Below are 26,259 nucleotides of genomic sequence, written 5' to 3'. Positions count from 1 at the left end.
AGGCACTTGCGAGATATCGGCGTCATGTGGCATTAATCTAGCATGATAGATCTTGCCAATATCAGCCTCAGCATTTGGTGGCGCTCCTTTTAGGAGCGGCATTTCGTCATTTTCTTAAATGGACCTTTTGCCGCCGTGATCCGGCAGGCATGGTCATTTCCCGATAGTCTTTCCGATCACGGCGGCTCCCTTATGGAGCCCATTATGCCCAATGTTACAAATAAACGCCCGGTCATTCTGACCGGGGATCGAACGACCGGCCCTCTTCATCTCGGCCACTACGTCGGATCTTTGAAGAACCGCGTCACGCTTCAGCATACCCACGAGCAATTCTTGCTTCTCGCGGACACACAGGCTTTGACCGACAATGCTCATGATCCAGAGAAGGTACGGCGCAACGTGCTCGAAGTCGCCTTCGACTATCTGGCTGTGGGCATCGATCCTGCCCTGACGACGATCTGCGTGCAATCGGCCCTGCCGGCACTGGCCGAGTTGACCATGCTTTATATGAATTTCGTGAGTGTCGCCCGGCTGGAGCGAAATCCAACCATCAAAACGGAAATCCAGCTTCGCGGCTTCGAACGCGACGTACCGGTCGGATTTCTCTGCTATCCCGTTGCACAGGCGGCCGACATCACCGCTTTCAAGGCAACGCTCGTCCCCGTCGGTGCGGACCAGGCTCCACTCATCGAGCAAACCAACGAGATCGTGCGGCGGCTGAACCGGCAGATCGGTCATGAGCTCTTATCGGAAGCTCAAGCCATGATCCCGACCGTTGGCCGTCTGCCGGGGATCGATGGCAAGGCAAAGATGAGCAAATCGCAGGGGAATGCTGTCCTGCTTTCCGCCTCGCCGGATGAAATCCGTGATGCCGTTCGGCAAATGTATACGGACCCCAATCATATCCGCCCTGCTGACCCCGGAACGGTTGAGGGCAATGTTGTCTTCACCTACCTGGATGCCTTTGGCGACGATCCGGGCGCTATACAGGAGCTAAAGACCCGATATCGTCGGGGTGGACTGGGCGACATGGTCGTTAAGCGGCAGCTTGAGGAAATCCTACAATCCCTGCTCGCTCCGATCAGGAAGCGCCGCGCTCGCTACGCCGCCGAGCCTGCTTATGTTATGGATATGCTGCGAACAGGAACCGCCGCCGCGAAAAAGATAACGGAGGCAACTCTCCAAGAGGTTCGGGACGGCCTCGGGTTGTTCAGCTTTGCGTAGTCGTCGCAGAATTACTAAAATTGCCTCGGCGTACAAACGACAAAACGCATACCCGGAGATTCACTCACGTCGAGGCTCATATATTCGAATTCGAGTTGCCCGGCTGAAGGGTGGCGAATGCGTTTCACGGCGGAGGGCTGAAGCAATACATCGTGACGTGGCCACCATGCGCGGAACTCGGGACTGTCCTTCATCAGAAAGGCAATCAGCCGCTCGAAATCCGGGTCGCCCGCATAACGGGCACTGTCCGCCCGGAACATCGCCAGCGATAGCGGCGCAAGATCGTCCCAATCCGCCAGAAGCCGCCGATGCGCTTCGTCCGCGAACATTAGGTGGATCATGTTGCGGGCATCGCCTTCGAGGCGTTCAAAGTCGCCGAACATATCGATCGCAGCTGCGTTCCATGCGAGCACGTCCCAACGGCGACCCAGCACATAGGCCGGCTGTCCGGTCATGCTATCGAGCATACGAAGGAGCGCGCCAGGCACCTGTTCTGGGCCATGGGAACGGGTCTGTGGCGATGGGCGATCAGCCAGCGTATACAGATGCTGGCATTCGGCCGGATCGAGCTTCAAGGCATCGGCAATCGCATTGAGTACCTCCGCCGAAGGCCGCACGTCGCGTCCCTGTTCCAACCATGTGTACCAGGTGGTGCCGACCCCGGCGAGAAGGGCAACCTCCTCACGGCGGAGACCCGGCGTGCGCCGCCTGAAGCCGTTGGGAAGGCCAACGGCAGAGGGCGTCAGCCGCTCGCGGCGGGAACGCAAGAAATCCCCGAACTCTCGTCTCCGCGCGTCAGTGTGGTCAGCAAGAACATCCATCATTCAATCATCATAGCAGTATTGATACCAGGATAATATCAGAACTGTTTGCCGTTTTCGATTCGGTGAAAATCACCTTCAACAGCGATTTACGTGGAAGGCGATGTCATGGCGGAGACAACGAGAACGATCCTAATCACGGGTTCAACCGATGGCGTTGGTCGCCGAGTGGCCGAACGGCTGGCGGCCCCATACACAACGACACTGATCCACGGCCGCGACCGGGATCGTGGCGAAAGCCTTGTTCAAGCCATCATCAAGTCCGGAGGGAAAGTAGCATTCTATTCTGCCGATTTATCAGCCCTCTCTGAAATCCGCGAGTTGGCCGACACCATTCGCCGCGATCATTCCTGTCTCGATGTGCTGATCAACAATGCCGGTATAGGTGTTGCCGGCGCTTATCCGAGGCGCTGCGAAAGCCCGGACGGCTTCGAGCTGCGCTTTGCAGTCAACTATCTGTCAGGCTTCCTTCTAGCGCGGCTGCTGTTGCCGTTGCTGAAACGCAGTGCGTCGGCACGCATCGTCAACGTCGCCTCGATTGGCCAACAGGCGATCGATTTCTCCGACGTGATGTTGACGCGTGGCTATAGCGGTCAGCGTGCCTACTGCCAGAGCAAACTCGCGCAAATTCTCTTCACCTTCGATCTCGCCGAAGAACTGAAGGGAACGGGCGTCACCGTGAACGCCTTGCACCCGGCAACATACATGGCAACGGCCATGGTGCGCGGCGACGGTGTGTCACCCGTAAGCAGCGTCGATGAAGGCGCGGATGCGATCCTGAATCTGGCCATCTCACCCGATCTCCAAGATAAATCCGGGCTGTATTTCGACGGTCTGCGACCCTCTCGCGCCCAAGGCCAGGCCTTTGACGCCGACGCGCGGCGTCAGCTTCGGGCGCTCAGCTTCGAACTCACGGGGCTTTCACACCCTGTCGTGTGACCATTTTCAACCCAACGAAAGGAACTCCCATGTCTTCCCAACATATTATCATCGTCGGCGGATCGTCCGGCATTGGTCTCGCCACCGCCCGGCTACTTCTCGGCCAAGGCCACAGGGTCACGATCACCGGCCGGAGCGCCGAGCGGTTGGACGCAGCCCGCACTCTCCTGAGCGGCAACCTTGATACACTGGTCATGGATGCAGCCGAACCGGCCGGGTTGCCCGGAGCTTTCGAGCGAATCGGCCGCTTCGACCATCTTGTTCTCGCGCTTGGCAGCGGCAAGGGTGCGGGTCCCTTTGCGTCCGTACCGCTCGCTGATGTGAAGGCCGGCTTTGAGGAAAAGGTCTATGCGCACTTTGCCGTCGCGCAGGCGGCACTTCCCCATCTTGCCAAGGATGGCAGCCTGACTTTCATCTCGGCGGTGACCGCCCATGCTGCGATGCCCGGCACCGCTGGCATTGGTGCCGCCAACGCCGCCGTCGCTGCGCTCGTGCCGATCCTCGCTGCTGAACTTCGGCCAATGCGCGTCAATGCAGTGTCGCCGGGCGTTATTGACACGCCCTGGTGGGACTTCCTCACGGACGAACAGAAGGGCACTGTGTTTTCCGACTTTGCCGCGAAGACTCCCGTCGGACGCGTCGGAAAGCCCGAGGACATTGCGCAGACTATCGCCTTCCTGATCGCTGACACGTTCATTTCGGGCCAGACGATCATTTGTGATGGCGGATTACGGCTGACGGCATAGCGTTCTCCGTTCGCGAATGTCCTAATTTTGCAGCGCTGCAAAAGTCGGGCTAAGATTTCGAGCAAATGTCGAGATTTCCGCGAAAGGCTCCCCCGCGTTTGGCCCACAGGGGCCGTCACGTCGATGTCATGAAGTTTTCATACACGCATAAATGATCCCCCGAGAAAGACTCGCAGCGATGGCCGAAGCCTGTGTCGTATTCAAGAAGATTTCCGGTACGTTCTACCGCTCCGTTCTGACCGAGAGGCTTCAACAAGTATTGGACCCACCGGGACCAAACAGCGCGGGACGCTATCATCGTCCTGGTGAGCCGACGCTGTACACGAGCGCAACGCTAGAATGGTCCATAAGGGCAATAGCTGGCTATATGCGCGAAGACGGCCTCCCGCGAGTTGTCGTTCCACTCAAGGTCGGTGACGCGATGGTTCTTGACCAGCAAGACGAAGAGGCTTGTAAGCAGCTTGTGATAAATCGCGATCTGTCCAACGAGTCTTGGCGGACAGCTTTATCGGAAGGCCGAGAACCTGCTTCGTGGCGAACTGTCGATATCGCGCGAACGGCGGGTGCAGACGGCATCATCGACAGGTCTCGCATGATACCAGGCGGGTGGCATCTCAACCTATTCCGCTGGAATGAGAGCGGCGGCCCTCTAGTGGAGGTATGCGGTGATCCGGTTGAGATTGTCCTGACGCCTCACGGACCAAAGTGGGGCCTGTAAATAGGGTGTTGTCACGTTAAGTTGCGCAGGCCGAGAATGGGCTGACGCTCTCGGATTTTAGGCGAGGCATGCAGCAGCTTTCCATGCGTCGAATGCTTCGAGGCGATGGTATCGAATTGTTGGTGCCGCGCGGCGGCGGCAGGGAACAGAAAAGCAATTGCGGGTCGCTGAGTGCATGGAGACTAACCGTTGCAATGCTCCCGGCGATCGGTGACCCTGCATGGTTCGTTCTCGTTTTCGAAACGGCAGATGGCTGTTCTCGGCCCGATTATTGAGGCCCTTGTGCGACCAATGATCAAGGCCGGGAGCCACGTCCGCCTTTGCCGCACGGTAGGAGCGGAGCTTATCAGTGATGATCCGTCTGGGAACAAAGCCATAGCGCCTCATCAACGCCACCAGCAGACGCTTGGCCACCCTTTTGTCACGCCGCTCCTGTAATATTTCTTCGAGAACGGCGCCGTGCTGATCGACTGCGCGCCAGAGACAGAATTTTTCTCCAGCGCATTTCACAGCGACTTCGTCCAGATACCAAACATCGCCGGGGGGCGCCTGCCGACGCCTCAAGTTGCGGGCGATCTGGGGTCCAAACTTGGCGATCCAACGGCGGATCGTCTCATATGAAATGTCTATCCCACGCTCGAGCAGCATTTCTTCAACTTCACGCAGGCTCAGGTTGAACCGCAGGTAAAGCCAGACCGCGTGAGAAACGATCTGCGGCGCAAAACGGTGACGTTTGAAACTGATATCCGGTGTCTGCATCGCCGAAATCTATGCGCAACACGTCGGGCAGGCAACCCCCAGCCCGCTTAACTTGACAACACCCGTTCCCCCATTGCCGCCAGAGACATGCGTAGTCTTCGGCGGATCCACGCTTCCAGGTTGGTGAGTACTCGAGGCGTCTGGCAGAAGCCGAAGTAGCCGCGCCAACCGATGAGGTATGGCTTCAGCTCTTTGACTAGCTGCGGCAGACTGAGGCCCTGGGTCCGGCGTGTCATATCCCGGATCAGCGTCTTGAACTTGCCGAGAGCTTTTGGCGCGATGCGCCGCTCGCTCCCGTCATTTGAGATGCTGAACCCCAGGAACTTCCGCTCCTCCGGTCGCGCCACCGCGCTCTTCGCCTCGTTGACCTTCAGCCGCAGCTTCTGGGTCAGGAACCGGCTTACAGAAGCCATGATGTCGCCTATTGGCGCTCCTTGGCAATCGGCCAGGCCGGAGAAACTACAACATTGAATCGATCGTTTGCCAAGACGCCCGCCCGAGCCTTGCATTTGCTTCGTCCGTACCTCCGTGAGCATGGAGCAGTGATCTGGGTGTGATGCTGGCTCACCAACCACCTTTCTCGAACGCGCATCCACATGCACGTTGATGAGCGTTTACGCCTATTGACGTGCATGTTTATGCACGATACCATTCGCTATGGACATCAAGCTGCCTCTCTCTCGACGGGATATCATCGCCAATCGGCTTGCAGGCGGCCAAGCTGTCTCGGCATCTCAGCTTTCTGTCGAATTTAATATTTCTGAAGATGCCATACGGCGTGATTTGCGTGCCTTGGCAGCTGAAGGAAAATGCCGACGGGTCTACGGAGGTGCCCTTCCACTTCGTTCCCTTCCCGAGCCGATGGCGGTTCGGATAGAAGCTGCTCCCCAGCGTAAACGGCTTCTCGCGGAGGCAGCCGCGAGGATGATTCTGCCCAACGAATTCGTATTTCTTGATAGCGGCTCGACAAACCTCGCAATCGTTGACCTTGTTCCCGCTAACCTCAAGATTACTATCGCTACAAATTCCATAGATATTGCGGCAGCGGTTCTGCGGCGCGGCAATGCCCCGCTAATCTTGGTCGGCGGAATGGTCAACCCACATGTCGGTGGAAGCGTGGATGCCAATGCCATGGCCTGCGTAAACGACATGAACATCGATAGATGTTTTTTGGGCGCATGCTCCGTCTCCGCGACGACCGGCGTGAGCGTTGAGGACTACTCCGACGCCATGTTTAAGAAGGCGCTTGCGAAGCGCAGTTCCCAATTGGTGGTCCTCTCGCTCTCGGAGAAGTTTCAGGAGCTCGCGCCGCATATTGTATGCGGAGCCTCCGATGTCGATTGCCTTATCGTCGAGGGTAACCTTTCTGCTGATCGGGAGCATGAGCTTTCATCTGGAGGTTTCGCAACCCTCAGGGCTGAGCGCGACCCGGCGGACACCCCGGCAGTTGACGAGCCGTAGCCCGATCGAGAAGCCTCGGCAACTGCAATCAAAATGTGAAACAAGGAGCGATCAGCCCGATGAATTACCCGGACGAACTGTTCTTCCATCGCCTTGCTGACGCTGCCGATAGAGAGACGATGTCGAGGTTTCGAACATCGCTCGCAACTTCGTCAAAGCTGAAGGAAGGTTTCAGTTTTGACCCAGTGACTGAGGCGGATCGAGAGGCTGAGCGAGTTATCCGCGCTGCAATCCAGGACCAATTTCCGGATCAGGCGATCTTGGGTGAGGAGTTCGGGGCCACGGGTTCTGGGCCGATCCAGTGGGTTCTCGATCCCATCGATGGCACCCGCCCGTTCCTTCTTGGATTACCTGTATGGGGCACGTTGATCGGTCTATACGAGGAGGGCCGCGCGATCATGGGTATGATGAGCCAACCCGTAACTAAAGAGCGCTTCTGGGCCGACCGGTCGGGAAGCTTCCTCCTTGCAGGAGGAAGTAGACACCAGCTACGAACACGATCGACGACCGATCTCACCGACGCTGTTCTGCACACGACATCGCCAGAGGACGTCACCCGCCACCCCGGATTTCGGTTCTCAGCTCTTTCGCAAGCGGTGAAGATGACGCGGTATGGGGGTGAGTGCTATGCGTTTGCGATGCTGGCCGCCGGACAGATCGACATTTGTGTGGAGTTCAGCGTCCAAGCTTATGATGTTGCTGCAATGATCCCAATAATAGAAGGCGCAGGCGGTGAATGCTGCACGTTAGACGGCGGCCGCCCAGAACAAGGCGGGGCCGTTATCGCAGCCGGCAATAAGCACCTCTTGAAGAAGGCTCTGGAAATACTGCTGCAGTGAGGATAGACAGTCCCTGTCGAGACCAGTGCGGCTGAAATTTTCTGCAAAGGTGTCAGGCAGGGCGCTGTCAGGTCCAGAAATCTGCTTTTACATAGACGTGCCGGCGAGCAACGCCTCGCGTTCCGCTCGCGATCCCGCCATACGGGCTCGCGCTGCCGCAAGCACGGACGACGAGGCGGTTTCTGGCCCGCCCGAGCCGAAGGGCGGCTCCGGCGCGTATTCCAGCGAGAGCTGGATCGTTTCCGCCTCCTCGCGCCCCAGAAGTTCCGCGACGACGGTGAGACCGAAGTCGATGCCAGACGTTACGCCGCCCGCCGTGATCAGGGATCCGTCCCGGACCACCCGTTCTTTTACTGGCAACGCTCCGAAGTGCTCGAGAAAGTCGAGCGCGTTCCAGTGGGTGGTGACGCGGCGCCCCTTGAGGAGCCCAGCTTGGCCGAGAACGAGCGATCCCGTGCATACCGACGTCACAAAGCGAGCCCTTGCTGCCTTGTCCCGCACAAAGGCCAGTGTCTCCTGGTCGGAGAGCAGCGCGTTGACACCAGCTCCGCCGGGCACGCAGAGAACATCGAAATCCGGCGCGTCAGCAAAACGCGTGTCGGGTTTTAGCCAGAGGCCAGTCGAGGACCTCACGGGTTCGAAGTCCTTCCACACGAGATGCACCTCGACGCCATCAGCGGAGGCGAAGACCTCGTAGGGACCGGTCAGGTCCAACTGTTGGACCGCGGGGAAGCACAGAATACCAAAACGAAACTTCATGGACCAACTCCTGTCTTGACGGACAGACTTTAACGCGCAATGACTTGGCCTTTGTGCCAATCATCGCTCGTTTCATGCCAAACGCTTCGCCTCATCGCATCGAAATCCTTGCCTTTGCGAATGCTCAGCTCCTGGACATCACAGGGCCGGCGCAGGTCTTTGCTACCGCCAACGACCTCACCCCGTCTGGCGCCCCGAAGCCTTATGCAATCACCATCGTCTCGGCTGACAGCGACGTCGCTACGAGTTCCGGCATCGTCCTGCGATCAGAGGCACTTCCGCAGGCGGCGAGCGACCCCGGAACCCTGATCGTCTCTGGCGGCTACGGCGTCAATGCTGCCTGCCGCGACCCCGCCCTTCTCGACTGGATCCGTCGACGCGCCGTCTCGGCGACGCGAACCGCGTCGGTTTGCAGCGGCGCCTTTCTGCTGGCCGAAGCCGGGCTTCTCGATGGTCGCCGTGCTGTGACCCACTGGGGGCGATGCGCCGAGTTCGCCGCACGCTTTCCCGCGGTTAAACTTGATCCCGATCCTATCTTTGTCCGTGACGGACCGATCTGGACCTCCGCGGGCGTTACGGCAGGCATCGATCTGGCGTTGGCGATGGTGGAAGCCGACCAGGGGAGACCGTTGGCGCTTGCCATCGCGCGCCAGCTCGTCGTGTTTCTCAAACGGCCGGGTGGGCAGGCACAGTTCAGCGCCGCTCTCGCCCTGCAAGAAGCCGACGAAACATTCGAGCGGCTTCATGGCTGGATCGCGAACCATCTCGATCGCGACCTGTCACTCGGTGTTCTGGCCGACCAAATGGGCATGAGCCTTCGTTCCTTCTCCCGCCACTATAAAAAATGCACCGGCCGCACGCCGGCGGAAAGCGTCGAGACTATCCGCGTCGAAAGCGCACGCCGGTTCTTCGAGGAGGGTGCGAGCGTGATACGAACCGCCACGAGGTGCGGCTTCGGCTCGACCGAGACCATGCGGCGCGCCTTTCTCCGACATCTCGGCGTTGGCCCCAACGCGTATCGGAACAGGTTTCATGGGTGAACTGGGCTGCGGCACCGTCAGGCATACTGCCTTTTGCCAATGGGGTCTTGAAGGCATAGGAACGAACGACCCGTGATCTAGCCGCAGCCTTTTACCCTGAAAACCATCGAAAAAATGATTTCTCCCTCCCTCGTCTGGTCCTTTGCCTTCTACCGGTTTGATCAGCAGCAGGCCTATATCCTCGGCGGGATAGTTCGTTGCGCAGGCACACGGTCGGAGTCGGTCAATCCCACGCCGAAGTGGGCAGCGGCGTCCGCCAAAATCACTTGCAGCATCTTCGCGGCAGCTTCAATTTCATCCTTTTCACCTCTTTGAGGCAAGCGACCGGCATCCTTTGGGTAACGGTAGGTCGTAGCGTAGACAGTGAGGAAGGTGATCGGAGACATTCTTGCCTTCAACGCATTCTCGTTGGGCAGGAGATCTCTTAGGACGTCAAGCCGATGCGAGTCTCTACGCTCAGCCTTGATATTTTCCGAGTTGAGGAGCGCCAGAAGGATTTTCTCGGCAGCTTGCTGCAGATGGTAGACGTCGTTTCTGTTGTCTATTGCTGAAAGGGCCTGAGCTGCAACTAAATCTTCATGCGCCAGCCGAAGATAATTTGCGATGTGGAGATCAGCCGACATCAAGAACGACGCCGTCTACGACGATATGGCTGGATGCGGAGTTCGCAACGGCCAGGTCAGCGTGGAATTCTGAAAGCCTGATGCAGGAGACATCTGCGTAAACGCCCGAGCCTTCCTGAATGCGCCAACCAGACATGGGCGAAAAAAAGCGTTCCGGCGCCTCGTCGGAAACGATCACTTTCAGGTCCCAATCGCTCTGGCTAGTCGCTTCCCCGCGGGCGCGGCTGCCATAGAGGACGACATCGATCGGGCTGTATTCTGCCTTGATACGAGCAAGCAGCGTTTCCAACTCCGGAAACCGACCGGGAGAAGCAACACGTCCACAAAAACTTTCTGCAACAACAGTCATTTCCGTCCCATTACATCGCTCTTTCACCACATATAGCCGCTCTCGACAGGCATTTCTACTGGTTCGATATCAGGGTAAGCTACAGAGGTATCGCCTTCGCCCCGAAGGCTCGGCGCAACCGGCACAACCATGGCGCCTGGAAAGGTGGCGGCGCACGTAGAGATGTCGAGCGCAATACCTCGCCTTGATAGGATTTGGACCTGCGACCCGCGAATGACCTCAATGTGAAGCTATTGAATTATCGCGGTTTCGCGAGGTACATCTCCCGACTGGGGTGCCAGCAGTCTTTGGAAGACTGACCGCGAAGTGACTACGCGGCCAATTCCGGGCATCTCACAACCTCGTGTGCCTCGACATAGAGAAATGATACTGCGCAAGCTAGCGAGGCTATCTAAATGCCGCTCATTTTATGCCTCAGTGCAGTCTAAACCACAGTCTGCTAGGTGGCGCCCACCGGGTATGAACGACTGCCACCGATCAAAGCATTTGCAAGTCGCAATTCACTGGAAACTCGGAAATCCGATGATGTCCGACACGCTGACGGTAGCGTGTCGGTTTGCCCATTCTACGCAACCTCAAACTTGATTGCCTGGGCACCCCGCCAAAGCGTCATTACGCCCAGTTCAGCGAGCTTGTCCAAATCAGAGGTGATGGTGATGAAGTGGTTTCCGGCAAGCTGGCCCATTTTTGACGAGAAGTCGACACCGCCATAGGCAAGCAGAATTTCCGTCTCGCTGATCCCACCGGGATACAGAATGATATGACCAGGGGCGGGATGGCTCGTGTGGTTTTCATAGCCGACGCCGAAGTCCTTGTCTCCGAGCGGAATCCAGACGCCCTCGCCCGACCAGCGAACGTGCACAATCTCCCCGCTGAAGGGCAGGTGCTTCAAGAACGCCTCCGCGGTTTTCGGCGCTTTCTCGACCTCCAGCTTGGCATCGAAAGTGAACGGGCCTGCGGTAATTTTCAGTTTCATTGTCGATCTTTCTATTTTTCAGTTGTGATAATCTTTTTCGGCTGGCCGAGTTGCAGATGGCCGGTATTTGTCCCGCTCTTTTACATCGCCCAGGAACAGTGCGACGCGGTGGCCACGTTGGCGCTTTTGATGACGAGATCGAGTTCGGGCATGGCAACGCCTTTCAATGCTGAAGAATCTTGCCGAGAAACGCTTCCGTCCTTGGATTGTGTTTCCCCGAAAAAAATTCTTCGCTCGGGCAATCCTCAAGGATCTCGCCCTGGTCGATGAAGATGACTCTGGTGGCGACTCGGCGGGCGAAACCCATCTCGTGCGTCACCACCATCATCGTCATTCCGTCCTTCGCGAGCCCGGTCATCACATCGAGAACCTCCGAAATCATCTCCGGATCGAGTGCCGAGGTCGGCTCGTCGAAAAGCATGGCGAGCGGATCCATGGCCAGGGCACGGGCAATCGCGACACGTTGCTGCTGGCCGCCCGAAAGCTGGCTAGGATATTTCTTTGCTTGTTCGACCAAACCGACGCGATCGAGAAGCTCCATAGCCTTCTTTTCGGCACTGACTGCCGTACGACCGAGGACGATCTTCTGGGCTAGCATGATGTTCTCTATGATCGTCAGATGCGGAAAGAGCTCGAAATTCTGAAAAACCATCCCGACGCGGGTGCGCAGGTTTGGCAGATCCGTTTTCGGATCCCCGACTTCGATGCCGTGGACACGGATCGAACCCTGGTCAAAGGGCTCCAGGCCGTTGACGCATTTAATGAGCGTGGATTTGCCGGATCCTGAAGGCCCGCAAACGACGATGACTTCGCCTCTTTCCACCTTTACGGAACAGTTCTTCAGCACCTCGAAGCTGCCGTAGAATTTTGTGATGCCTGTGATCTCGATCATGATCGACCTTTCGAGAAGCGGGATATGGAAAAAGGCTGCAGCGCCTGACCGGTCTCGCGCCCAAGCACCAGCTGAGCCGTGAGATGTCCGATCAGCGGGCCGAGTGTGTAGCCGTTCGATGTGACCGCGTTGAAAAACCCAGGCTGCGACGGGTGCTCTCCGAGGATCGGGGCGCCATCGATATTGATGTTCATCGCCGCCCAGCTGCGAATGACGTTCAGCTTGCGAAGGGCGGGCACGACATGCTGGGCAACCCAAAGATTGCCTTCAAGACTGGAAAACGACGGTCGGGGGTGCTGGTGAACCGGATCGAGACCTGCGGTCCATCCGCCGCCGATGATGAAGTTTCCGTTGAACGCTTGCTTCAAGGTCAGATGCCGATCAGCATGCGCGACGAGGCAGGTGATAAGGGGCGCTGCTGCTTCGGTCACGACCATCTGCAATGGCGCGCCGAACACGGGGATATCAAGACCAAGCATTGCGCCGATGCGTGAGGCGAACGCGCCGGCGGCATTGATGACGCGTTTTACTCGAATGTTGCCGCGCGACGTTCTCACGTCGAAGCCTCCGGAGGCTACCGAGGCGATGGAGAGGACCTCGCAGCGCTCGAACACGTGGGCACCTTGCTGTTGCGCCGCTTCGAGAACGTATTGCGTGGCAACGAGCGGATTGATCTTGCCTTCCTGCGAGCAATAGGCTGCACCGACGAAGTCCGGCGACAGATGCGGCTCGATATGGCGAAGCTCGTCACGGTCGATCAGTCGACTGTCGATGCCAGCTCCACGTTCTGCCGCCACCTTGGCCGCAAGAAAGCGCATATGCGCGTCGGTCTCGGCAACCATGACGCCGCCTGTCACTTTCATTTCGAAATCCCGGCCGAGTTCCTTCTGCAAGTCGGCCCACAGGCGAATGGAATCGCGCTGCAACGGCAAAGTTTGCACTGCAGGCCCTCCCCCGGCCTCGGCGCGGCTGCCGTGATCGAAGGAAAGCAGTTGGGCGTGAAGACTGCCCGCGTTGCCGCCCGACGCCAACGAGTTAGGGAAGGCGCGTTCGACGATTGCGACATCTTCGCCGGCTCTGGCAAGAAAAAGCGCCGTGGACAGGCCTGCGATCCCTGCCCCGATGACTAGCGTCGAAATGCTCGATATGGGTAAAGGCACAATCTCGACATGGGGTGACCTCTCTGGCAGCATGGCCCTTTTATGACCACCCCATTCCGGTTTCTCGACCGCAAGTGCTGCAAGCGGAAGAGGACGAAGTGGCATCTGAGGGGCAAGGAAACCCTGAGTTTCGCTGCCTCGACGAGTCTCGCCCACTACGTTCGCCACGCGCTTACTACAGTAGCGTCCTTGGCAACGACCCATACCAGCACGTGACAGCCGCTTCACCGTCGCGACGTCATTTGCGCTACGCGCGCTGATTGCCTGCAATGTCCCTAGAGTGACACCTTCGCAGCGGCAGACGATGGTCTCCGGCGGCTGAATTTGTACCGCATTCTCGATTGGCGCGAACAGGTTCCAGAGTGCCTTCTGAAATGCGCGATGGCGACCGAGTTGTCGCTGCGCCTTGATATCTGGCGAGGCATCCAGACCGAGCTTTTTCGCAACGGCCAAGCCCGCTAGACGCCCTTCTGCCATTGCAACATACGCCCCACCGAAGCGAGCAGCTTCACCGATGACGTGGATACCTTCTATCGTGGTCTCGCCACCCTCGCCGCAGATCGCGGACAGCTCGCCATCGACGACTTCATGGCCGCATCCAAGCAGTCGGGACAATTCGTTGGATGGGGTGAAGTCGCCGCCGATCAATACAGCGTCAGCGTCTATAGTTCGCTCACCCTTTGGCCCCGAGATGGTGACGCTCTCCACCTTCTCACGCCCGTGAATCGCTTTGAGGGTGGTCTCCCAGAAGACCTTCGTTCCGGCAGATCGCAACGCCGAGAGTTGACGACAGCCCAGTAACGCAAGCGTGGCATCGGCAGCAAAGAGTTGCGCGCCGGCTCCGGGCGACTTCCACGGTGGCGCCGCCGTATCGGCAAGAGCGACAACTATACCGCCCGCCTTGCGGATCTCGTTTGCCACCTGAATGTTCAAAGGGCCATTCCCGGTGACGACGATCCGCTTTCCCGGAACGGTCGCATAGCTTCTGAGCAGCGTCTGTGCCGCACCTGCTGTCATCGCACCAGGCAAGGTCCAACCCGGCACGGCGGCGGGTCGTTCGTAAGCACCTGTCGCTATGATCAAAAATTTCGGCTGGCAGTAGAATGCACCGTCAGGCCCGAAGCATCCGATAGTCGCTTTACCATCCTCGTTCAGCTGAGCACCCCAGACCATGGTACCCCTGAGAATGGCGACGCCGCTTTTCTCGAGCAAGCGAATTAGATCGGCACCCTGGCTCGCCTGCGCGTCACCACGCAGATGCTCTTTCGCATGGTCGCTCGACGGTTGCTTGAAGTATTGGCCACCGGGCGTGGCTCGCTCGTCTACAATCGTGACGCTTGCGCCCGCCGCGACAGCCGCTTGGGCAGCGGCGAGACCCGCGGGTCCCGCCCCCACCACCAGCATGTCCATCACGCGCGTAGGGAGCGACGAAGGGACGTCGCAGAGATCGGCGATGCCCGACGACGAGATCTCAGCCCGAGGTGAAGGGCGTTCAATGCGCATTCCGTCCGCGACGATCGTCATGCATGCCCGCTGGCTCAGTCTGCCGTCGACCGCGACGAGGCAGTCCTGACACGCGCCCATGCCGCAGAAAAGACCGCGCGGCTCTCCCTTTAGACCTCGGGAAAATCCGTGAGAGCCCGATGCCTCGATCGCGGCTGCTACAGACAGGCCCTTCTCGACGGCGATGCCGACGCCATCTACAAAGAGGTTGATCAGCCCGACTTCTGGAGTTTGGGTGAGAATGTCGGGCATGCAGTCGTCCCTTAGGCGTGGAAGCTGAGGCAGAAGTCGGCAACCATCTTCTTTATCGCAGCATCCTGTGCAGCCGGCAACGGCAGGCGCGGCGGCCGCGGCTGTCCCGCTCCGAATCCCATGTGATTGAGAAGCGACTTCGATCCTGCAACGTAGGCCTGACCTCCGACGGCCTGGATGACCGGAAGCCACTTCAGATAAAGCGCTCTTGCTTCGTCGATGTTCTTCTCGTCAACAACCAGCTCGAATATCCGCGCCATCGGCCCCGGAGCGACGTTCGAGGCGACGGCAACCCAGCCCTGCGCGCCAAGAACGAAGGACTCGAAACCCAGGATGCCGCCAAATACGGTCATGTTGTCACCGGCCAGACGGATAATGTCACGGACACGGGTGACCTCCAGTGTCGACTCCTTTATGTAGTCACAGCCTTCGATCGCCGCGATCCGCTTCACCAGTTCTGGCTTGAGATCGACATTGGCGGTCGCCGGATTGTTATAGACCATGATCGGAATGGAGATCGACGATGCGACAGTCCTGTAGTGATGGACGATCTCGTCATCGGTAGGCGTAGAATAGAATGGCGGGATGATCATTACCCCGTCCGCACCCATCTCTTCCGCCTTCTTGCTGAGCCGGACACATTCCCTGGTGTCCTCCGCGCCAGTGCCGATCAATACCGGAACACGCCCCGCGGCCGTCTCGATGACGGTCCTCGCAACACCATCCCGCTCGTCTTCGCTGAGAGACAGGAACTCGCCCGTGGAACCAAGGGGAATGAGACCGTGAATGCCTTCGCGGATCTGCCAGTCGGTAAAGGCGGCGAGTGCCGTCAGATCAACAGCACCGTCTTCGTCCAACGGTGTAATCATCACGGTGTAAACGCCGCGAAATTTCGAGGTCATGTCTTGAATTCCTGAGGTTAGCGTCGTTGGTTCGCCGATAGCCGCGATCCGGCCTGGCCCAAGCGCTTTTCGATGTGATTCTGGAAAAAATCCCAGAGGGTGGTAAGAAGGAGATAGTAGATCGCGGCGACGGCGAAGAGCTCGAGCACCATAAACCGCTCCTGGATCAGGACCTGCGTCCTCCTTAAAAGCTCCTCGACCGAAATGACCGAGGTAACCGAGGTTGTCTTGAGAAGGCCGTTGACCGAATTGCCGAGCGGCGGAATGATCACCTTGAAGGCCTGCGGTATGACGATGTAGCGCATGATCTGTCGCTCCGTCATACCGAGCGCCCGCGCGGCTCTCGTCTGTCCGTCCGGCACGGCCTCGATGCCTGCGCGTATGATCTCTGCCAGGTAGGCGGCCTCGTTCAACGCCAGTCCGATGAGCGCCGACTCAAGCACCGTGAACTTGATGCCGAAGAGCGGAAGCGCGGTGTAGATCGCAATCAATTGGACCAGAAGAGGCGTCCCGCGGAACAGCCAGATGTACGCCTTGGCGAGGTAATAGAGTGCCCGGACCTGCGACCGCCGCATCAAAGCAAGCGCAAACCCGATTATCAAGCCGGCTATCAGCGAGACGACGGTCAACCAGACCGTGGTGAATACGCCGCCGAGAATGAAGGGATTGACGAGGTACCCGAAGAAGCCGGACCAGTTCCAAAGCGTCATTTGCAAGACTTTCCTGAAAAGGACGGCGCAGGAAGAGCCATCCCGTTCTTAAACCAAATCGCGCGTTGGATCAGCGACCAGGACCCTTTACGGAATAGTCGCTTGAGACCATCGGCAAGCCGTACTTGTCGAAGAGGGTCTTCAGCGAGCCGTCGGTCTTCATTTCCTTCAGCGTTGCGGAGACGGCGTCGGCAAGGGTGGGGCTTTTGAATGCCAATGCGACCGGAGCTGGGTATAGGCCGCTGATCGCGCGCTTGAAATCACCACGGGAGTCATAGTCCTTGGCGACCGCGTCGATCGACACGACTCCCTGGACTTGGCCAGCGCGCAAAGCTTGATAGGCCAATGCGAAGTTGTCGAAGGTCTGGATCGTGAGACCTTTCTTGCCTGCATCACGAAGCTCCTTGTCGAGCGCATGGGTCTTGGTTTCTTCAAACCCACCGATTTCGACGCCGACAGTCATGCCAGCGAGATCGTCCTTTGTCGTGACCTTCTTGTCGGAACCCGGCGCTACAGAGACGCTGATCGCCTGATCTTCGTAAGGGATCATCTGCATGATCTTGGTTCGCTCGTCCGTGAAGAAGATCCCGGTATTGATCATGTCCCAGCGGCCGGCCTGCAGGCCGGGAACCATCGCGGAAAACTCGATCCGGACATATTCGGGCTGGAGGCAGAGACGCTTTGCGATTTCGGTGCCCAGCTCGATGCGCATCCCCTTGAGGTCGCCGGTGGAATCGATGAACTGGAGTGGCGGCAGCGTTGGGTTGGTCGACATGACAAGCGTGCCCGGCTTTAGCAGCTCACCTGCGGCGACCTTGGGCTGGCAGGATTGCGCGAACGCGATCGATGCGGTGATCGAAAGAACGGATGCCGCAAGAATGCAGCGCTTGATGTGAGAATGGAGCATATTGTCCTCTGGAGTTTTGTTATCTTTGGTTCCCAGGCTTGCATTCATATGGGATCCCACTTTTATACAAAAAAATTTTGGCGATGCAAGCGCGATGTTCCGATCATTCAGTAATTCGAGAGAACGCCTTGCCTGACCACCTCGAGATGATTGATCATCGCCAGCCGGGCTGCATCGCCGTCGCCCTTGGTAAGGGCTTCGAGTATTGCGCGGTGCTCGCCGACGCCGGGCTTCGCCCGAACCACGGCCATCTGCCTTTCGAAAATGGTCGTATAGCGCCGCATCTCCGCGATGGCGGCGGACATAAATGTATTACCGCTCTCAGTAGCGATGTAACCGTGCAGTGCATCATCGAATTGCCATACGATTTCGGGGTCAGGATCGGCATTTGCTTCGATCGCGTCTAGCATGGCGGAGAGCGATTCAACGCGATCTCGACGACCGTGCAGAGCCGCCTGGACAGCGGCTGTCGGCTCAAGAAGGGCGCGCATCGCCAAGCTGTCGAGATAGTCTTTGAGGCTGATCACCCGAACAGACAGAACTCCCTTTTCGTCGCGAACAAGGAGCCCCTCGCCTTCCAGTCTCCCCAGTGCATGGCGCATTGGCGACCGTGAAACCGAGTGCTGCACAGCCAGTCTTCGTTGTTGCACGACCGATCCGCCGACAAGTCTGGCGGCAAGAATGTCCGCCAGCACGCTGCGGTATGTATTATCCGCAAGACTGGTATCGACCTGCTCATCAAGTTCATTGTCACGAGGCAATTATGTTGGTCCCTTTTCGATATCGGTTATCATATGCAACAAGAGCCATCTTGAAGGAAGTGGCGCGTCGCACGAGAGATCGGGCGGAAGCGGATTGGAGATTGACAGGACTGTGACAAACGTTTCAGGCGGGCGGGTGGAGACCGCCCCAGACAAGAGCGCGCATAATCTCGCATCCATGGCCTACAAGGCCATATCCGACATGATTAGGCATCGCAGGCTGAAGGGGGGCCATGTCATCGTGGAAGCTCGGCTTGCCGAGACACTTGGCATCTCGAGAACTCCCTTGCGGGAAGCCCTTCAACGCCTTGAGGGCGAAGGTCTCGTTCGCAAGGGCAATGGCCGGAACTACGTAGTTCGTCATGTGGACATCGGCGAGTATTTGCAAAGCCTGAGGCTTCGCCTGCTCATCGAACCCGAAGCCGCAGTCTTGTCCATAAAAGCGATCCCCCGTCGCCAACTCATAACAGTCAGGAGAGAAGTTCATGAACTGCTTGGGGCCACCGCCTATCATACCGATCAGCACTGGTTCTCAGACGACAACCTTCACAACATGATCATCGACAATTGCGGCAATGCGGTGATGGCAAAGGTCCTGCGGGAACTTCGGGCGACGACGCGGTTGTTCGAAATCGATCGGCTAAAGGACCGCCTCCGGCCGGATTCGACCGAACATCTCGTCATAATCGAAGCGATCGAGCTTGGAGATGAGAAATCTACCCGGGATGCGGTGGCTGGCCACATCGTCAGCCTGATAGAGTTCGCTCGAAGACATCTGCAATCGACGGAAATCTGACCTTGGATTGGTTTGCTTTTTGCTGGGATAAGAGCGTGAGATCACCAAATAGAGGGCGCTCTCAGAAGTTTAGCGGTGCTAAATTTCTCTACGGAGGTGCCGGACGTTCCCACCGGTTAGGATGAGAACGTCATAAAGGCAAGTACTTAGCGAGCGCTCCAGCTGACCCTTTGCTATCCAACACCGATAAATCGCCGTTTTAATCCTCTACCACTTCGAAAGTAATAGGCTGCGCGCCTTCCCACAGAGTCTTGCGGCCAAGCTCATACAGCTTATCGAGGTTCGACGTGATTGTTATGAAGTGGTTGCCTGCAAGCTGACCGACCTTCGAAGAAAATGCCACGCCGCCGTAGGCGATTAGTATTTCGGTTTCACTGATACCGCCGGGGTAGAGAATAACATGGCCTGGCGCCGGGTGACTTGTATGGTTTTCATAGCCAACTCCGAAATTGAAGTCCCCAAGTGGTATCCAGACGCCCTCGCCGGACCAGCGCACATGGACGATCTTCCCTTCGTAGGGCATGCGCTCCAGAAACGCTTTCGATGTCTCGGGGGCTCGTTCGGTCTCAAGCACAGCACTGAACACATAGGTTCCAGCAGTTATCTTTAGTCTCATTATATCTAGTGGATGGAATCTAACGCTTGGTGCCCGCGTTTAACGGCGGCGATGATTTTGTCGGGATCGGCGGTCCAAGTGAAGGGCTTTGGCTTTTTGTTGTGCTCAACGAGGAAACGGTTGATGGCGGCCTGGAGATCGACGACGGAATGGAAAACGCCGCGTTTCAGACGCCGCTTCGACAGCCTGGCGAAGAAACCCTCCACCGCGTTGAGCCATGAGCTTGAAGTCGGAGTGAAGTGGAAGGTGAAACGCTCGTGACGGTCGAGCCAGGCTCTCACCTTGGGATGCTTGTGGGCAGCATAGTTGTCGAGGATGACGTGGACGGCCTTGTCGTCCGGCACCTGGGCGTTAATGGCGTTGAGGAAGCGGATGAACTCCTGATGACGATGACGCTGCATGTTGCGGCCGATGACGGTGCCGTCGAGCACGTTGAGGGCGGCAAACAGCGTGGTTGTGCCGTGCCGCTTGTAGTCGTGGGTCATGGTGCCGAGCCGACCCTTCTTCATCGGCAGGCCCGGCTGGGTGCGGTCGAGCGCCTGGATTTGGCTTTTCTCATCGACCGACAACACGACGGCGTGGGCTGGCGGATCAACATAGAGGCCGACAACGTCTCGCAGCTTGTCGACGAATTTCGGGTCGTTGGACAATTTGAACTGCCGCCACCGATGAGGTGCGAGGCCATGCGCTTTCCAGATACGCCTGACTGCGCTGGCGCTGATGCCGGCGGCCGTCGCCATCATGTCGGCCGTCCAGTGCGTCGTCTCGCCCGGCGGATCAGCCAGCGTCAGGGCCACCACACGCTCGGCGACATCGGGTCCGAGCCGCACAATACGCGACGGCCGCGTCTTGTCGCGCAGGAGACCCTCGACGCCTTCTGTGGCGAAGCGCTCTTGCCAGCGCCATACGCAGGTCTTCGATTTGCCGGTCTGGCGCATAATCTCGACAGTTCCGACGCCATCGGCACTCAGCAGGATGATCTCGGCCCGCCAGACGTGCTTTTGGGGCGCATTGCGATCCCTGGTCAAGGCCATCAGGCGTTGGTGATCTGTTGGCGAAACGGTGAACGATATTCCTGTGCGCATGCGCCAGACTCGCATGCCAACCCAGCAAATGGAATCCCATACAGGACTCTTATGTCAGGCGGTAACCACTAGATCTCCATGGATGGGGCAATAAAATCGATAGGTGCGGGCCGTGCAATTTTACCGATAAAGTCGCGGGTGCGCTGAACTTGAGGCGCGTCGAATATCTGCTTTGGAGGCCCTATTTCCTGAACCCGGCCGTTTGCCATGAAGACCACACGATCGGATACCTCTCGCACGAAACTCATTTCGTGCGAGACGATCAGCAGGGTGATGTTTTCGGAAGCGATGAGCTTGATCGTGTCGAGCACCGCGCTCACCCGCTCGGGATCAAGCGCGGACGTGACTTCGTCGAGCAGCAAAATTTCCGGTTTGAGGCAAAGAGCGCGCGCCAGCGCCACACGTTGCTGCTGGCCGCCCGAAAGCTCGTCCGGATAGGCGTTCAGCTTGTCGCCGAGACCAACCTTGTCGAGCCAGATCTTAGCTTCGGCCTCGACCTCGCGTTTGTCGCGCTTGCGGATTTTTGCCGGCGCAATCATGACATTGCCGAGCACGGTCATGTTGCCGAAAAGATTGTATTGCTGAAAAACAATCGCCAGCTTTTCGCGCGCAGCCTGGAGCGAGCGCCGATTTGCGTAGTCTATCCTCTCGCCATCGAGAATTATGTCGCCTCGCACCGGCTTGAGCAAACCCGTGATGACGCGCAAGAGCGTGCTTTTCCCGGACCCAGATGGTCCGATCAAGCTGACGATCTCGCCGCGCTCCACCGTCAGGTCTATACCGTCCAGAACGGTGAGATCAGCGTAACGGGCTGCGAGACCGCGAATGTCGAGATGCGCCAATATAGCTCTCCAGATAAGTCCCTAGCCGAGCCAAGGGATAGGAAATCAGAAAATACAGAACCAGGATGGTCGTGAAGACCAGCAGAGCCGAAAAACCCTTGGTATTGAGAATTTTGCCGGCCTGGGTCAGCTCGAGGACGCCGATCTGTGAGGCTAGCGCAGTGTCCTTGATAAACAGCACGAAATACCCGAAGACCGGCGGCAGTATCAGTGGCCACGCCTGCGGCCAGCGGACATGGTAGAGAATTTGCCACGGCGAAAAGTTCATCACCGCGGCCGTTTCCAACTGGCTCGGGCTGACGGCGGCAAGAGCTGCGCGGATAATCTCGGCGACGAAGGCAGTGGAAATGACCGAGGTGCTGATCACGGTGATGGCAAGCGGCGACAGATCCAGTCCGATCACCTGCGCACCGAAGAAGAACATCAGCAGCGTCACCAGGAAAGGTACGCGCCGGAATACCTCGACGTAGATGAAGGCCAAGGCCTTGAAAACCGACCGACCATTGAAGCGATGGTTCCAAGATCTGAGAGATCGTCGGCCGAATGCCTATGTCTTTCCGAAAGCATGAGCCGGCGCCTATCCCGCTCACGCGTGACGCAATGCCTTGACCTCGCTGTCAAGGCTGCCGGTCGAGCCGTTCCATCGGTCGGCTCAAAAGCAATATCGCCACATACCTTCTGGCACTCCACAGCGAAACGAGCGTGACGATGCGATGATCTCCTCAATAACAACTACACCGCGCCATCGACCTGAGGTTTGAGCGCGTCATGCGCCTCTGTCTTCAGAAACAGGAACACCACGAGCGCCGTAAGAAGGGTGATTGCGGCCAGCAGAAGAAGAAGATCGCTGAACGCATCCGAATAAATCGATACCAAGCACTGCCCGCTCCGTACCGGGCATGGCGCTGGCCGCCATGACAACATCACCGGCGGCGAGCCTCTGGGCGGAAACGACGATACTGCCGCGCTCGGCTAGCCCATGCATCCTGCCAGCAATCAGCAGCGAGAGGATCGCGCCGACGACCGCAAGGGCCACGCCCTCACCTGCCACACGTGTGGTGCTGAAGATGCCGGTTGCCATGCCGGCGCGTTCTTTCGGCACCACGCTGACCGCCAGCCCGTCCATCAGTCCCCATGGCAGGCTGATGCCCGTACCTATCACAAGCATTGGCAAGGCTGTCGTCCAGACAGGTGTCCCGACCGGGATCTGCCCGAGCCAGAACAGACCGCCTGCCGAAATCAGCAGCCCCGTGCCGCAGAGCGTCGCTGGGTGGAACCAGCGTGTCAGCAGTCCGGCCGCAACGGGCAGGATCAGCAGAGGCGCAGAGAGCGCAATCATCAATGTTCCGGCCGCAACCTCACGCATGCCCTCAATACCGATGAAGCGTGCCGGAAGCAGGATCAGCAACACGACGAAGCCATAGGCGGGAGCAGCCGCCAGCAATTGCACGCCAACGAAGCGTGGATAGGCGAACAGGGAGAGGTCAAGCATTGGTCGGCAGACCCGACGTTGAATCACGACAAACAGGATGAGGAACAGCGCGGCGCCGATAAGCAGCCCGACGACCCTGCCATCGCCCCAACCGAGATCGGGCGCAAGCAGAAGACCATAGGTGAAGAGACCGAGTGCCGCCGTGAAGGTCAGCGCACCGCCCCAGTCGAGGCCACTTGCATCCGGGTCCCGGCTTTCCTTCAGCGTACGCCAACCGAGAGCAAAGGCGAGAACGGCGAAGATCACCACAGCCACAAAGATGCTGCGCCAGCCGAAGGCCTCGATCATCAAGCCTGACGCGACCGGGCCGAGCGACAGGCCGACGCCGAAACTGGTGCCGACAATGCTGAAGGCGCGAAGCCGTGCGGGACCGTCGAATTCCTGCGCCAGCGCCGCCATTCCACCCGAAAAGGCCGCTGCCGCCGCAAGCCCCTGAGCCGCGCGCAGCAGGTCGAACAGCAGGATGTCAGGTGCTGCGACAAGCGCCAGCGAGAACACTGCAAACAATCCAGTCCCGGTCAGAAAGATCCGCTTGCGGCCATAGCTGTCCGCCAGCGCTCCCGCCGCCATCAGGGTCGATCCGAAGGTGAGCATGAAGGCGTTGGTCACCCAGGCGATCGCAACGGGGCTGCCACCCAGCACCCGGCCAATGGAGGGCAGTGCCACCGCCGTGCCTGTGAATGTCAAAGGCATGGCGGCAGCGGCAAGGCACACCGCGAGCAGCGCGAGCCATTTCGCGGCTCGCTCAGATGGTTTGGAATGCGGGGACATGATTGCTCCTGAAGCTGGAAACAGCCGCAAGGACGGCTGCCTGTTTCCATCTCAGTATATCTGTGCTTGAATGCGGAGGAATATCGCCGCACTTCCATTCATAACGGAGCATTACGCTCGAATGGATTGAACTAGACCTCTTCCCATGGACGGACTATCTGGCCTGATGGCCTTCGTTCGCACGGCCGATCTCGGCAGTTTCGTTGCCGCCGGGCGCGTGCTCGGCCTGTCGCCGTCTGCCGTTGGCAAAGCCGTGACAAAGCTCGAAAGCCAGCTTGGCATCAGACTGTTGCAACGTTCGACCCGCAGCCTGCGTCTGACGGAGGAAGGTCGGGCGTTTCACGAGCGATGCCGTGGCATTCTCGACGATCTCGACGATGCGCAGGAGACGCTCCTGCAAACCCGGGGAACCCCGCGCGGACGCGTCAGGGTCAGTGCTCCGATCGTCGCCTATCATCTGCTCTTGCCGGTGCTTTCCGAATTCCTGCAGCTTTACCCGGAGATCGAACTCGATCTGGATTTCAACGACCGCATCGTCGATCTGATCGACGAGGGCGTCGATGTCGCCATCCGAAGTGGACAGATGCCCGATAGCCGCATCATGATGCGCGCGTTGCGGCCGTTCCGGCTGCTCCTTTGTGCGTCCCCCGCCTATCTGGAGCGAGAGGGTACACCGACATGCCCGCGAGATCTCTCATCCCATGTCGGGATCGGATTTCGCTTTCCCAATAGCGGGAAGGTTCAGGAGTGGCCGCTCGTTCTTCCTGCGGACGAGCCGGAGGTCCGGATCCGCCATATTCTGACCTGCAACAACATGGAGGCCTTGCGTGGCGCGGTGCTGCGCGGCCTGGGCATCGGCTGTATGCCCGATTTTCTGGCGGCAGCGTCTCTGAAGACGGGCGAACTGGTGCCGCTGTTGGTCGATCACCTCGATCTGCCCGGCCAGTTCAACCTGATCTGGCCCTCGAGCCGGCATCTGTCGCCCAAAGTCCGGGTGTTCGTCGATTTCATCAGTGCGCGGCTGTTTTCAAGCGAATGTCAGCTGCCACCTGTACCGCAAAGCCCTGAGCCGTAGCGCGAAGTTGCCGAGACCCCCCTCACCTGTGCGGATCGCGCAAGAGGTTGTCGGCCATAAAGGATACAAAGGCCGACACCTTCGGTGAGGGGTGCCGGTTTGCGGGCCGGCAAAGGCGCTATAGCCCTTGACCGGGAGATTGCCTTTGAAAGACCGTGATACTCGGGCGCTACGTTGCAAGATTATCGCCTTGAAGAAGTGTGAACCACTGATCCCGCAAAGAACCTGCTTTTCCCGAACGAATTTAATGACTTGAAAATTCCGTCGAAAGCCGATTAGGCTGCCGGGACTATGTTAACCTAATTGCATCAAGCCGAATGCTTCATTGTGTGTGCATACAGCCGCCTGCACGCAGAGCCGTGATTTCCGGGCCAGGCGTCAGAAAATTGCTTATCGGACGTAGGCAAGTGGAATGCCGGTGTCGGGATGGCGCATTACCCCCATTTCGATACCGTAAATGGCCTGTAGTTGGGTTGGCACCACGATTTCTTCGGGCGTACCGCGTGCGATGAGCCGCCCTGAATGAAGGGCCAGAATCTCGTCGCAAAAGCGGGCTGCCATGTTGACGTCATGGAGAACCATGACGACACCCAGTCCACGCTGCTCTGCGAGCCGTCGAACGAGCGAGAGCACTTCGATCTGGTGCGCGACGTCGAGCGCCGAGATCGGTTCGTCCAGAAGCAGGCATTCGGTCTCCTGCGCGACCAGCATGGCGAGCCAGGCACGCTGCCGCTCCCCGCCCGAAAGTGTATCGACGAGGCGGTCGCGGTAGATGGCAACATCGGCCAACTCCATCGCCTCTTCCACCATGCAGCGGTCGTGCTGTCCAAAGCGGCCCAGGGCGCCGTGCCAAGGATAGCGCCCGAGCGCCACCAGTTCGCTGACAAGCATGCCGGAGGCGTTCGGTGTTTGTTGCGGGAGATAGGCTACCTTGCGGGCAAACGGCCGGTCTGCCCATTCCTTCAGGCTCTTGCCTTCAAAGCAAATTGTGCCCGTCGACGCCGCCTGCTGGCGCGCCAGCAGCTTCAGCAAGGTCGATTTGCCAGAGCCGTTATGGCCGATCAGGCCAATCAAACGACGGGTTGGCATATCTATCGTCAATGGTTCCAGCAGGGGGCGCTTATCGATGAAGAAACCGGCGCGATCGAGCGTGAACAAGGCGGAGGTTCCCGCACGGGCAAGGAACGGTGCCGCCGACATCGCATCGCTCCCATGATCTTCGCGTCCGTCAATCATCACGT

28 protein-coding genes are annotated in these 26,259 nt (G+C 58.5%); 9 read left to right on the top strand and 19 right to left on the bottom strand.

All coding sequences use genetic code 11. The features are described from left to right. The first annotated feature begins 204 nt into the window (after positions 1-204). Entirely contained in the window at positions 205-1,224 is a 1,020-nt protein-coding gene (gene trpS, locus J5274_RS22805; RefSeq protein WP_219275684.1) for a tryptophan--tRNA ligase, read from the top strand. A gap of 14 nt (positions 1,225-1,238) precedes the next feature. Here the strand turns inward: trpS and J5274_RS22800 are convergent, their stop codons facing one another. Continuing rightward, entirely contained in the window at positions 1,239-2,045 is an 807-nt protein-coding gene (locus tag J5274_RS22800) for a helix-turn-helix transcriptional regulator (RefSeq protein ID WP_219275683.1), read from the bottom strand. A gap of 108 nt (positions 2,046-2,153) precedes the next feature. On the opposite strand from J5274_RS22800, the gene J5274_RS22795 reads away from it, so the two are divergent. From J5274_RS22795 to J5274_RS22785, 3 genes are all read left to right on the top strand, one after another. Continuing rightward, the gene (locus J5274_RS22795) at positions 2,154-2,984 is read left to right on the top strand and encodes an SDR family NAD(P)-dependent oxidoreductase (protein WP_219275234.1); all 831 of its coding nucleotides are present in this window, start codon (positions 2,154-2,156) and stop codon (positions 2,982-2,984) included. 29 nt (positions 2,985-3,013) lie between these two features. Then, on the top strand, positions 3,014-3,730 hold the full coding sequence (locus J5274_RS22790; protein WP_219275233.1) for an SDR family oxidoreductase: 717 nt from the start codon (positions 3,014-3,016) through the stop codon (positions 3,728-3,730). Positions 3,731-3,881: 151 nt separating this feature from the next. Continuing rightward, on the top strand, positions 3,882-4,448 hold the full coding sequence (locus J5274_RS22785) for an RES family NAD+ phosphorylase (RefSeq protein ID WP_219275232.1): 567 nt from the start codon (positions 3,882-3,884) through the stop codon (positions 4,446-4,448). A 57-nt stretch (positions 4,449-4,505) separates the two neighbouring features. Here J5274_RS22785 and J5274_RS22780 read toward each other — a convergent pair whose 3' ends face one another. Together J5274_RS22780 and J5274_RS22775 are read right to left on the bottom strand one after the other, a co-directional pair. Next, entirely contained in the window at positions 4,506-5,207 is a 702-nt protein-coding gene (locus J5274_RS22780; RefSeq protein WP_219275231.1) for an IS6 family transposase, read from the bottom strand. 47 nt (positions 5,208-5,254) lie between these two features. Beyond that, positions 5,255-5,620 (bottom strand): group II intron maturase-specific domain-containing protein, encoded by a 366-nt coding sequence (locus J5274_RS22775; protein ID WP_224129372.1) that lies wholly within the window; start codon positions 5,618-5,620, stop codon positions 5,255-5,257. A 244-nt stretch (positions 5,621-5,864) separates the two neighbouring features. Between J5274_RS22775 and J5274_RS22770 the strand changes: the two genes are divergently transcribed. Further along, positions 5,865-6,668: a DeoR/GlpR family DNA-binding transcription regulator gene (locus J5274_RS22770; protein WP_219275230.1), complete on the top strand. Its 804-nt coding sequence runs from the start codon at positions 5,865-5,867 to the stop codon at positions 6,666-6,668. Positions 6,669-6,727: 59 nt separating this feature from the next. After that, a complete protein-coding gene (hisN, locus tag J5274_RS22765) occupies positions 6,728-7,507 on the top strand; it encodes a histidinol-phosphatase (protein ID WP_219275229.1) in 780 nt (259 codons plus the stop codon). Positions 7,508-7,594: 87 nt separating this feature from the next. On the opposite strand, the gene J5274_RS22760 is transcribed toward hisN, so the two are convergent. Then, complete coding sequence (locus J5274_RS22760) at positions 7,595-8,266, bottom strand: DJ-1/PfpI family protein (RefSeq protein WP_219275228.1); 672 nt, start codon at positions 8,264-8,266, stop codon at positions 7,595-7,597. A gap of 74 nt (positions 8,267-8,340) precedes the next feature. On the opposite strand from J5274_RS22760, the gene J5274_RS22755 reads away from it, so the two are divergent. Beyond that, on the top strand, positions 8,341-9,306 hold the full coding sequence (locus J5274_RS22755) for a GlxA family transcriptional regulator (RefSeq protein ID WP_219275227.1): 966 nt from the start codon (positions 8,341-8,343) through the stop codon (positions 9,304-9,306). 173 nt (positions 9,307-9,479) lie between these two features. Here the strand turns inward: J5274_RS22755 and J5274_RS22750 are convergent, their stop codons facing one another. The 9 genes from J5274_RS22750 to J5274_RS22710 all read right to left on the bottom strand — a co-directional run bounded on the left by J5274_RS22750 (position 9,480) and on the right by J5274_RS22710 (position 18,341). Continuing rightward, positions 9,480-9,929 carry a HEPN domain-containing protein gene (locus J5274_RS22750; RefSeq protein ID WP_219275226.1) on the bottom strand — a complete coding sequence of 150 codons (450 nt, stop codon included), beginning with the start codon at positions 9,927-9,929 and terminating at the stop codon, positions 9,480-9,482. Further along, positions 9,919-10,308 (bottom strand): nucleotidyltransferase domain-containing protein, encoded by a 390-nt coding sequence (locus tag J5274_RS22745; RefSeq protein WP_224129370.1) that lies wholly within the window; start codon positions 10,306-10,308, stop codon positions 9,919-9,921. Before J5274_RS22745 ends, J5274_RS22750 begins: the two co-directional genes overlap by 11 nt. Before the next feature lie 535 nt (positions 10,309-10,843). Beyond that, positions 10,844-11,254: a DUF3830 family protein gene (locus tag J5274_RS22740; RefSeq protein ID WP_142831211.1), complete on the bottom strand. Its 411-nt coding sequence runs from the start codon at positions 11,252-11,254 to the stop codon at positions 10,844-10,846. Between the two features lie 163 nt (positions 11,255-11,417). Further along, positions 11,418-12,146 (bottom strand): amino acid ABC transporter ATP-binding protein, encoded by a 729-nt coding sequence (locus J5274_RS22735; RefSeq protein ID WP_142831210.1) that lies wholly within the window; start codon positions 12,144-12,146, stop codon positions 11,418-11,420. Continuing rightward, complete coding sequence (locus J5274_RS22730) at positions 12,143-15,061, bottom strand: FAD-dependent oxidoreductase (protein WP_219275225.1); 2,919 nt, start codon at positions 15,059-15,061, stop codon at positions 12,143-12,145. Before J5274_RS22730 ends, J5274_RS22735 begins: the two co-directional genes overlap by 4 nt. Positions 15,062-15,072: 11 nt before the next feature. Further along, a complete protein-coding gene (gene dapA / locus J5274_RS22725) occupies positions 15,073-15,963 on the bottom strand; it encodes a 4-hydroxy-tetrahydrodipicolinate synthase (protein ID WP_219275224.1) in 891 nt (296 codons plus the stop codon). Between the two features lie 17 nt (positions 15,964-15,980). Further along, positions 15,981-16,673 carry an amino acid ABC transporter permease gene (locus J5274_RS22720; RefSeq protein WP_219275223.1) on the bottom strand — a complete coding sequence of 231 codons (693 nt, stop codon included), beginning with the start codon at positions 16,671-16,673 and terminating at the stop codon, positions 15,981-15,983. A gap of 70 nt (positions 16,674-16,743) precedes the next feature. Beyond that, the gene (locus J5274_RS22715) at positions 16,744-17,580 is read right to left on the bottom strand and encodes an ABC transporter substrate-binding protein (RefSeq protein WP_219275222.1); all 837 of its coding nucleotides are present in this window, start codon (positions 17,578-17,580) and stop codon (positions 16,744-16,746) included. A gap of 107 nt (positions 17,581-17,687) precedes the next feature. Next, complete coding sequence (locus J5274_RS22710) at positions 17,688-18,341, bottom strand: GntR family transcriptional regulator (RefSeq protein ID WP_219275220.1); 654 nt, start codon at positions 18,339-18,341, stop codon at positions 17,688-17,690. 178 nt (positions 18,342-18,519) lie between these two features. Between J5274_RS22710 and J5274_RS22705 the strand changes: the two genes are divergently transcribed. Then, positions 18,520-19,137 (top strand): GntR family transcriptional regulator, encoded by a 618-nt coding sequence (locus J5274_RS22705; RefSeq protein ID WP_219275219.1) that lies wholly within the window; start codon positions 18,520-18,522, stop codon positions 19,135-19,137. 199 nt (positions 19,138-19,336) lie between these two features. On the opposite strand, the gene J5274_RS22700 is transcribed toward J5274_RS22705, so the two are convergent. The 5 genes from J5274_RS22700 to J5274_RS22680 all read right to left on the bottom strand — a co-directional run bounded on the left by J5274_RS22700 (position 19,337) and on the right by J5274_RS22680 (position 23,943). After that, positions 19,337-19,753: a DUF3830 family protein gene (locus tag J5274_RS22700; RefSeq protein WP_219275218.1), complete on the bottom strand. Its 417-nt coding sequence runs from the start codon at positions 19,751-19,753 to the stop codon at positions 19,337-19,339. A gap of 5 nt (positions 19,754-19,758) precedes the next feature. After that, complete coding sequence (locus J5274_RS22695) at positions 19,759-20,838, bottom strand: IS630 family transposase (protein ID WP_111223089.1); 1,080 nt, start codon at positions 20,836-20,838, stop codon at positions 19,759-19,761. 68 nt (positions 20,839-20,906) lie between these two features. Next, the gene (locus tag J5274_RS22690; protein ID WP_219275216.1) at positions 20,907-21,680 is read right to left on the bottom strand and encodes an amino acid ABC transporter ATP-binding protein; all 774 of its coding nucleotides are present in this window, start codon (positions 21,678-21,680) and stop codon (positions 20,907-20,909) included. Beyond that, on the bottom strand, positions 21,637-22,161 hold the full coding sequence (locus J5274_RS22685) for an amino acid ABC transporter permease (RefSeq protein WP_224130333.1): 525 nt from the start codon (positions 22,159-22,161) through the stop codon (positions 21,637-21,639). Before J5274_RS22685 ends, J5274_RS22690 begins: the two co-directional genes overlap by 44 nt. Before the next feature lie 285 nt (positions 22,162-22,446). Further along, the gene (locus tag J5274_RS22680) at positions 22,447-23,943 is read right to left on the bottom strand and encodes an MFS transporter (protein WP_307877641.1); all 1,497 of its coding nucleotides are present in this window, start codon (positions 23,941-23,943) and stop codon (positions 22,447-22,449) included. A 145-nt stretch (positions 23,944-24,088) separates the two neighbouring features. Here J5274_RS22680 and J5274_RS22675 point away from each other — a divergent pair, with 145 nt between their 5' ends. Continuing rightward, the gene (locus J5274_RS22675; RefSeq protein ID WP_219275215.1) at positions 24,089-25,018 is read left to right on the top strand and encodes a LysR family transcriptional regulator; all 930 of its coding nucleotides are present in this window, start codon (positions 24,089-24,091) and stop codon (positions 25,016-25,018) included. 390 nt (positions 25,019-25,408) lie between these two features. On the opposite strand, the gene J5274_RS22670 is transcribed toward J5274_RS22675, so the two are convergent. Continuing rightward, positions 25,409-26,218, bottom strand: a complete 810-nt coding sequence (locus J5274_RS22670) for an ATP-binding cassette domain-containing protein (RefSeq protein ID WP_219275681.1) — start codon at positions 26,216-26,218, stop codon at positions 25,409-25,411. Positions 26,219-26,259: the final 41 nt, after the last annotated feature.

Source organism: Rhizobium sp. L51/94 (assembly GCF_019355555.1).
Lineage (GTDB): Bacteria > Pseudomonadota > Alphaproteobacteria > Rhizobiales > Rhizobiaceae > Rhizobium > Rhizobium rhododendri.
Note: the sequence above shows the minus strand (reverse complement) of the source record. Positions and strands in the feature narration are given on the sequence as shown.

What these genes read in the sequence shown, in the direction of transcription:
- trpS (WP_219275684.1), top strand. Translation starts at nt 205, where the DNA reads ATGCCCAATGTTACAAATAAACGCCCGGTCATTCTGACCGGGGATCGA.
- J5274_RS22800 (WP_219275683.1), bottom strand. Translation starts at nt 2,045, where the DNA reads ATGGATGTTCTTGCTGACCACACTGACGCGCGGAGACGAGAGTTCGGG.
- J5274_RS22795 (WP_219275234.1), top strand. Translation starts at nt 2,154, where the DNA reads ATGGCGGAGACAACGAGAACGATCCTAATCACGGGTTCAACCGATGGC.
- J5274_RS22790 (WP_219275233.1), top strand. Translation starts at nt 3,014, where the DNA reads ATGTCTTCCCAACATATTATCATCGTCGGCGGATCGTCCGGCATTGGT.
- J5274_RS22785 (WP_219275232.1), top strand. Translation starts at nt 3,882, where the DNA reads ATGATCCCCCGAGAAAGACTCGCAGCGATGGCCGAAGCCTGTGTCGTA.
- J5274_RS22780 (WP_219275231.1), bottom strand. Translation starts at nt 5,207, where the DNA reads ATGCAGACACCGGATATCAGTTTCAAACGTCACCGTTTTGCGCCGCAG.
- J5274_RS22775 (WP_224129372.1), bottom strand. Translation starts at nt 5,620, where the DNA reads ATGGCTTCTGTAAGCCGGTTCCTGACCCAGAAGCTGCGGCTGAAGGTC.
- J5274_RS22770 (WP_219275230.1), top strand. Translation starts at nt 5,865, where the DNA reads ATGGACATCAAGCTGCCTCTCTCTCGACGGGATATCATCGCCAATCGG.
- hisN (WP_219275229.1), top strand. Translation starts at nt 6,728, where the DNA reads ATGAATTACCCGGACGAACTGTTCTTCCATCGCCTTGCTGACGCTGCC.
- J5274_RS22760 (WP_219275228.1), bottom strand. Translation starts at nt 8,266, where the DNA reads ATGAAGTTTCGTTTTGGTATTCTGTGCTTCCCCGCGGTCCAACAGTTG.
- J5274_RS22755 (WP_219275227.1), top strand. Translation starts at nt 8,341, where the DNA reads ATGCCAAACGCTTCGCCTCATCGCATCGAAATCCTTGCCTTTGCGAAT.
- J5274_RS22750 (WP_219275226.1), bottom strand. Translation starts at nt 9,929, where the DNA reads ATGTCGGCTGATCTCCACATCGCAAATTATCTTCGGCTGGCGCATGAA.
- J5274_RS22740 (WP_142831211.1), bottom strand. Translation starts at nt 11,254, where the DNA reads ATGAAACTGAAAATTACCGCAGGCCCGTTCACTTTCGATGCCAAGCTG.
- J5274_RS22735 (WP_142831210.1), bottom strand. Translation starts at nt 12,146, where the DNA reads ATGATCGAGATCACAGGCATCACAAAATTCTACGGCAGCTTCGAGGTG.
- J5274_RS22730 (WP_219275225.1), bottom strand. Translation starts at nt 15,061, where the DNA reads ATGCCCGACATTCTCACCCAAACTCCAGAAGTCGGGCTGATCAACCTC.
- dapA (WP_219275224.1), bottom strand. Translation starts at nt 15,963, where the DNA reads ATGACCTCGAAATTTCGCGGCGTTTACACCGTGATGATTACACCGTTG.
- J5274_RS22720 (WP_219275223.1), bottom strand. Translation starts at nt 16,673, where the DNA reads ATGACGCTTTGGAACTGGTCCGGCTTCTTCGGGTACCTCGTCAATCCC.
- J5274_RS22715 (WP_219275222.1), bottom strand. Translation starts at nt 17,580, where the DNA reads ATGCTCCATTCTCACATCAAGCGCTGCATTCTTGCGGCATCCGTTCTT.
- J5274_RS22705 (WP_219275219.1), top strand. Translation starts at nt 18,520, where the DNA reads ATGGCCTACAAGGCCATATCCGACATGATTAGGCATCGCAGGCTGAAG.
- J5274_RS22700 (WP_219275218.1), bottom strand. Translation starts at nt 19,753, where the DNA reads ATGAGACTAAAGATAACTGCTGGAACCTATGTGTTCAGTGCTGTGCTT.
- J5274_RS22695 (WP_111223089.1), bottom strand. Translation starts at nt 20,838, where the DNA reads ATGCGCACAGGAATATCGTTCACCGTTTCGCCAACAGATCACCAACGC.
- J5274_RS22680 (WP_307877641.1), bottom strand. Translation starts at nt 23,943, where the DNA reads ATGTCCCCGCATTCCAAACCATCTGAGCGAGCCGCGAAATGGCTCGCG.
- J5274_RS22675 (WP_219275215.1), top strand. Translation starts at nt 24,089, where the DNA reads ATGGACGGACTATCTGGCCTGATGGCCTTCGTTCGCACGGCCGATCTC.
- J5274_RS22670 (WP_219275681.1), bottom strand. Translation starts at nt 26,218, where the DNA reads ATGTCGGCGGCACCGTTCCTTGCCCGTGCGGGAACCTCCGCCTTGTTC.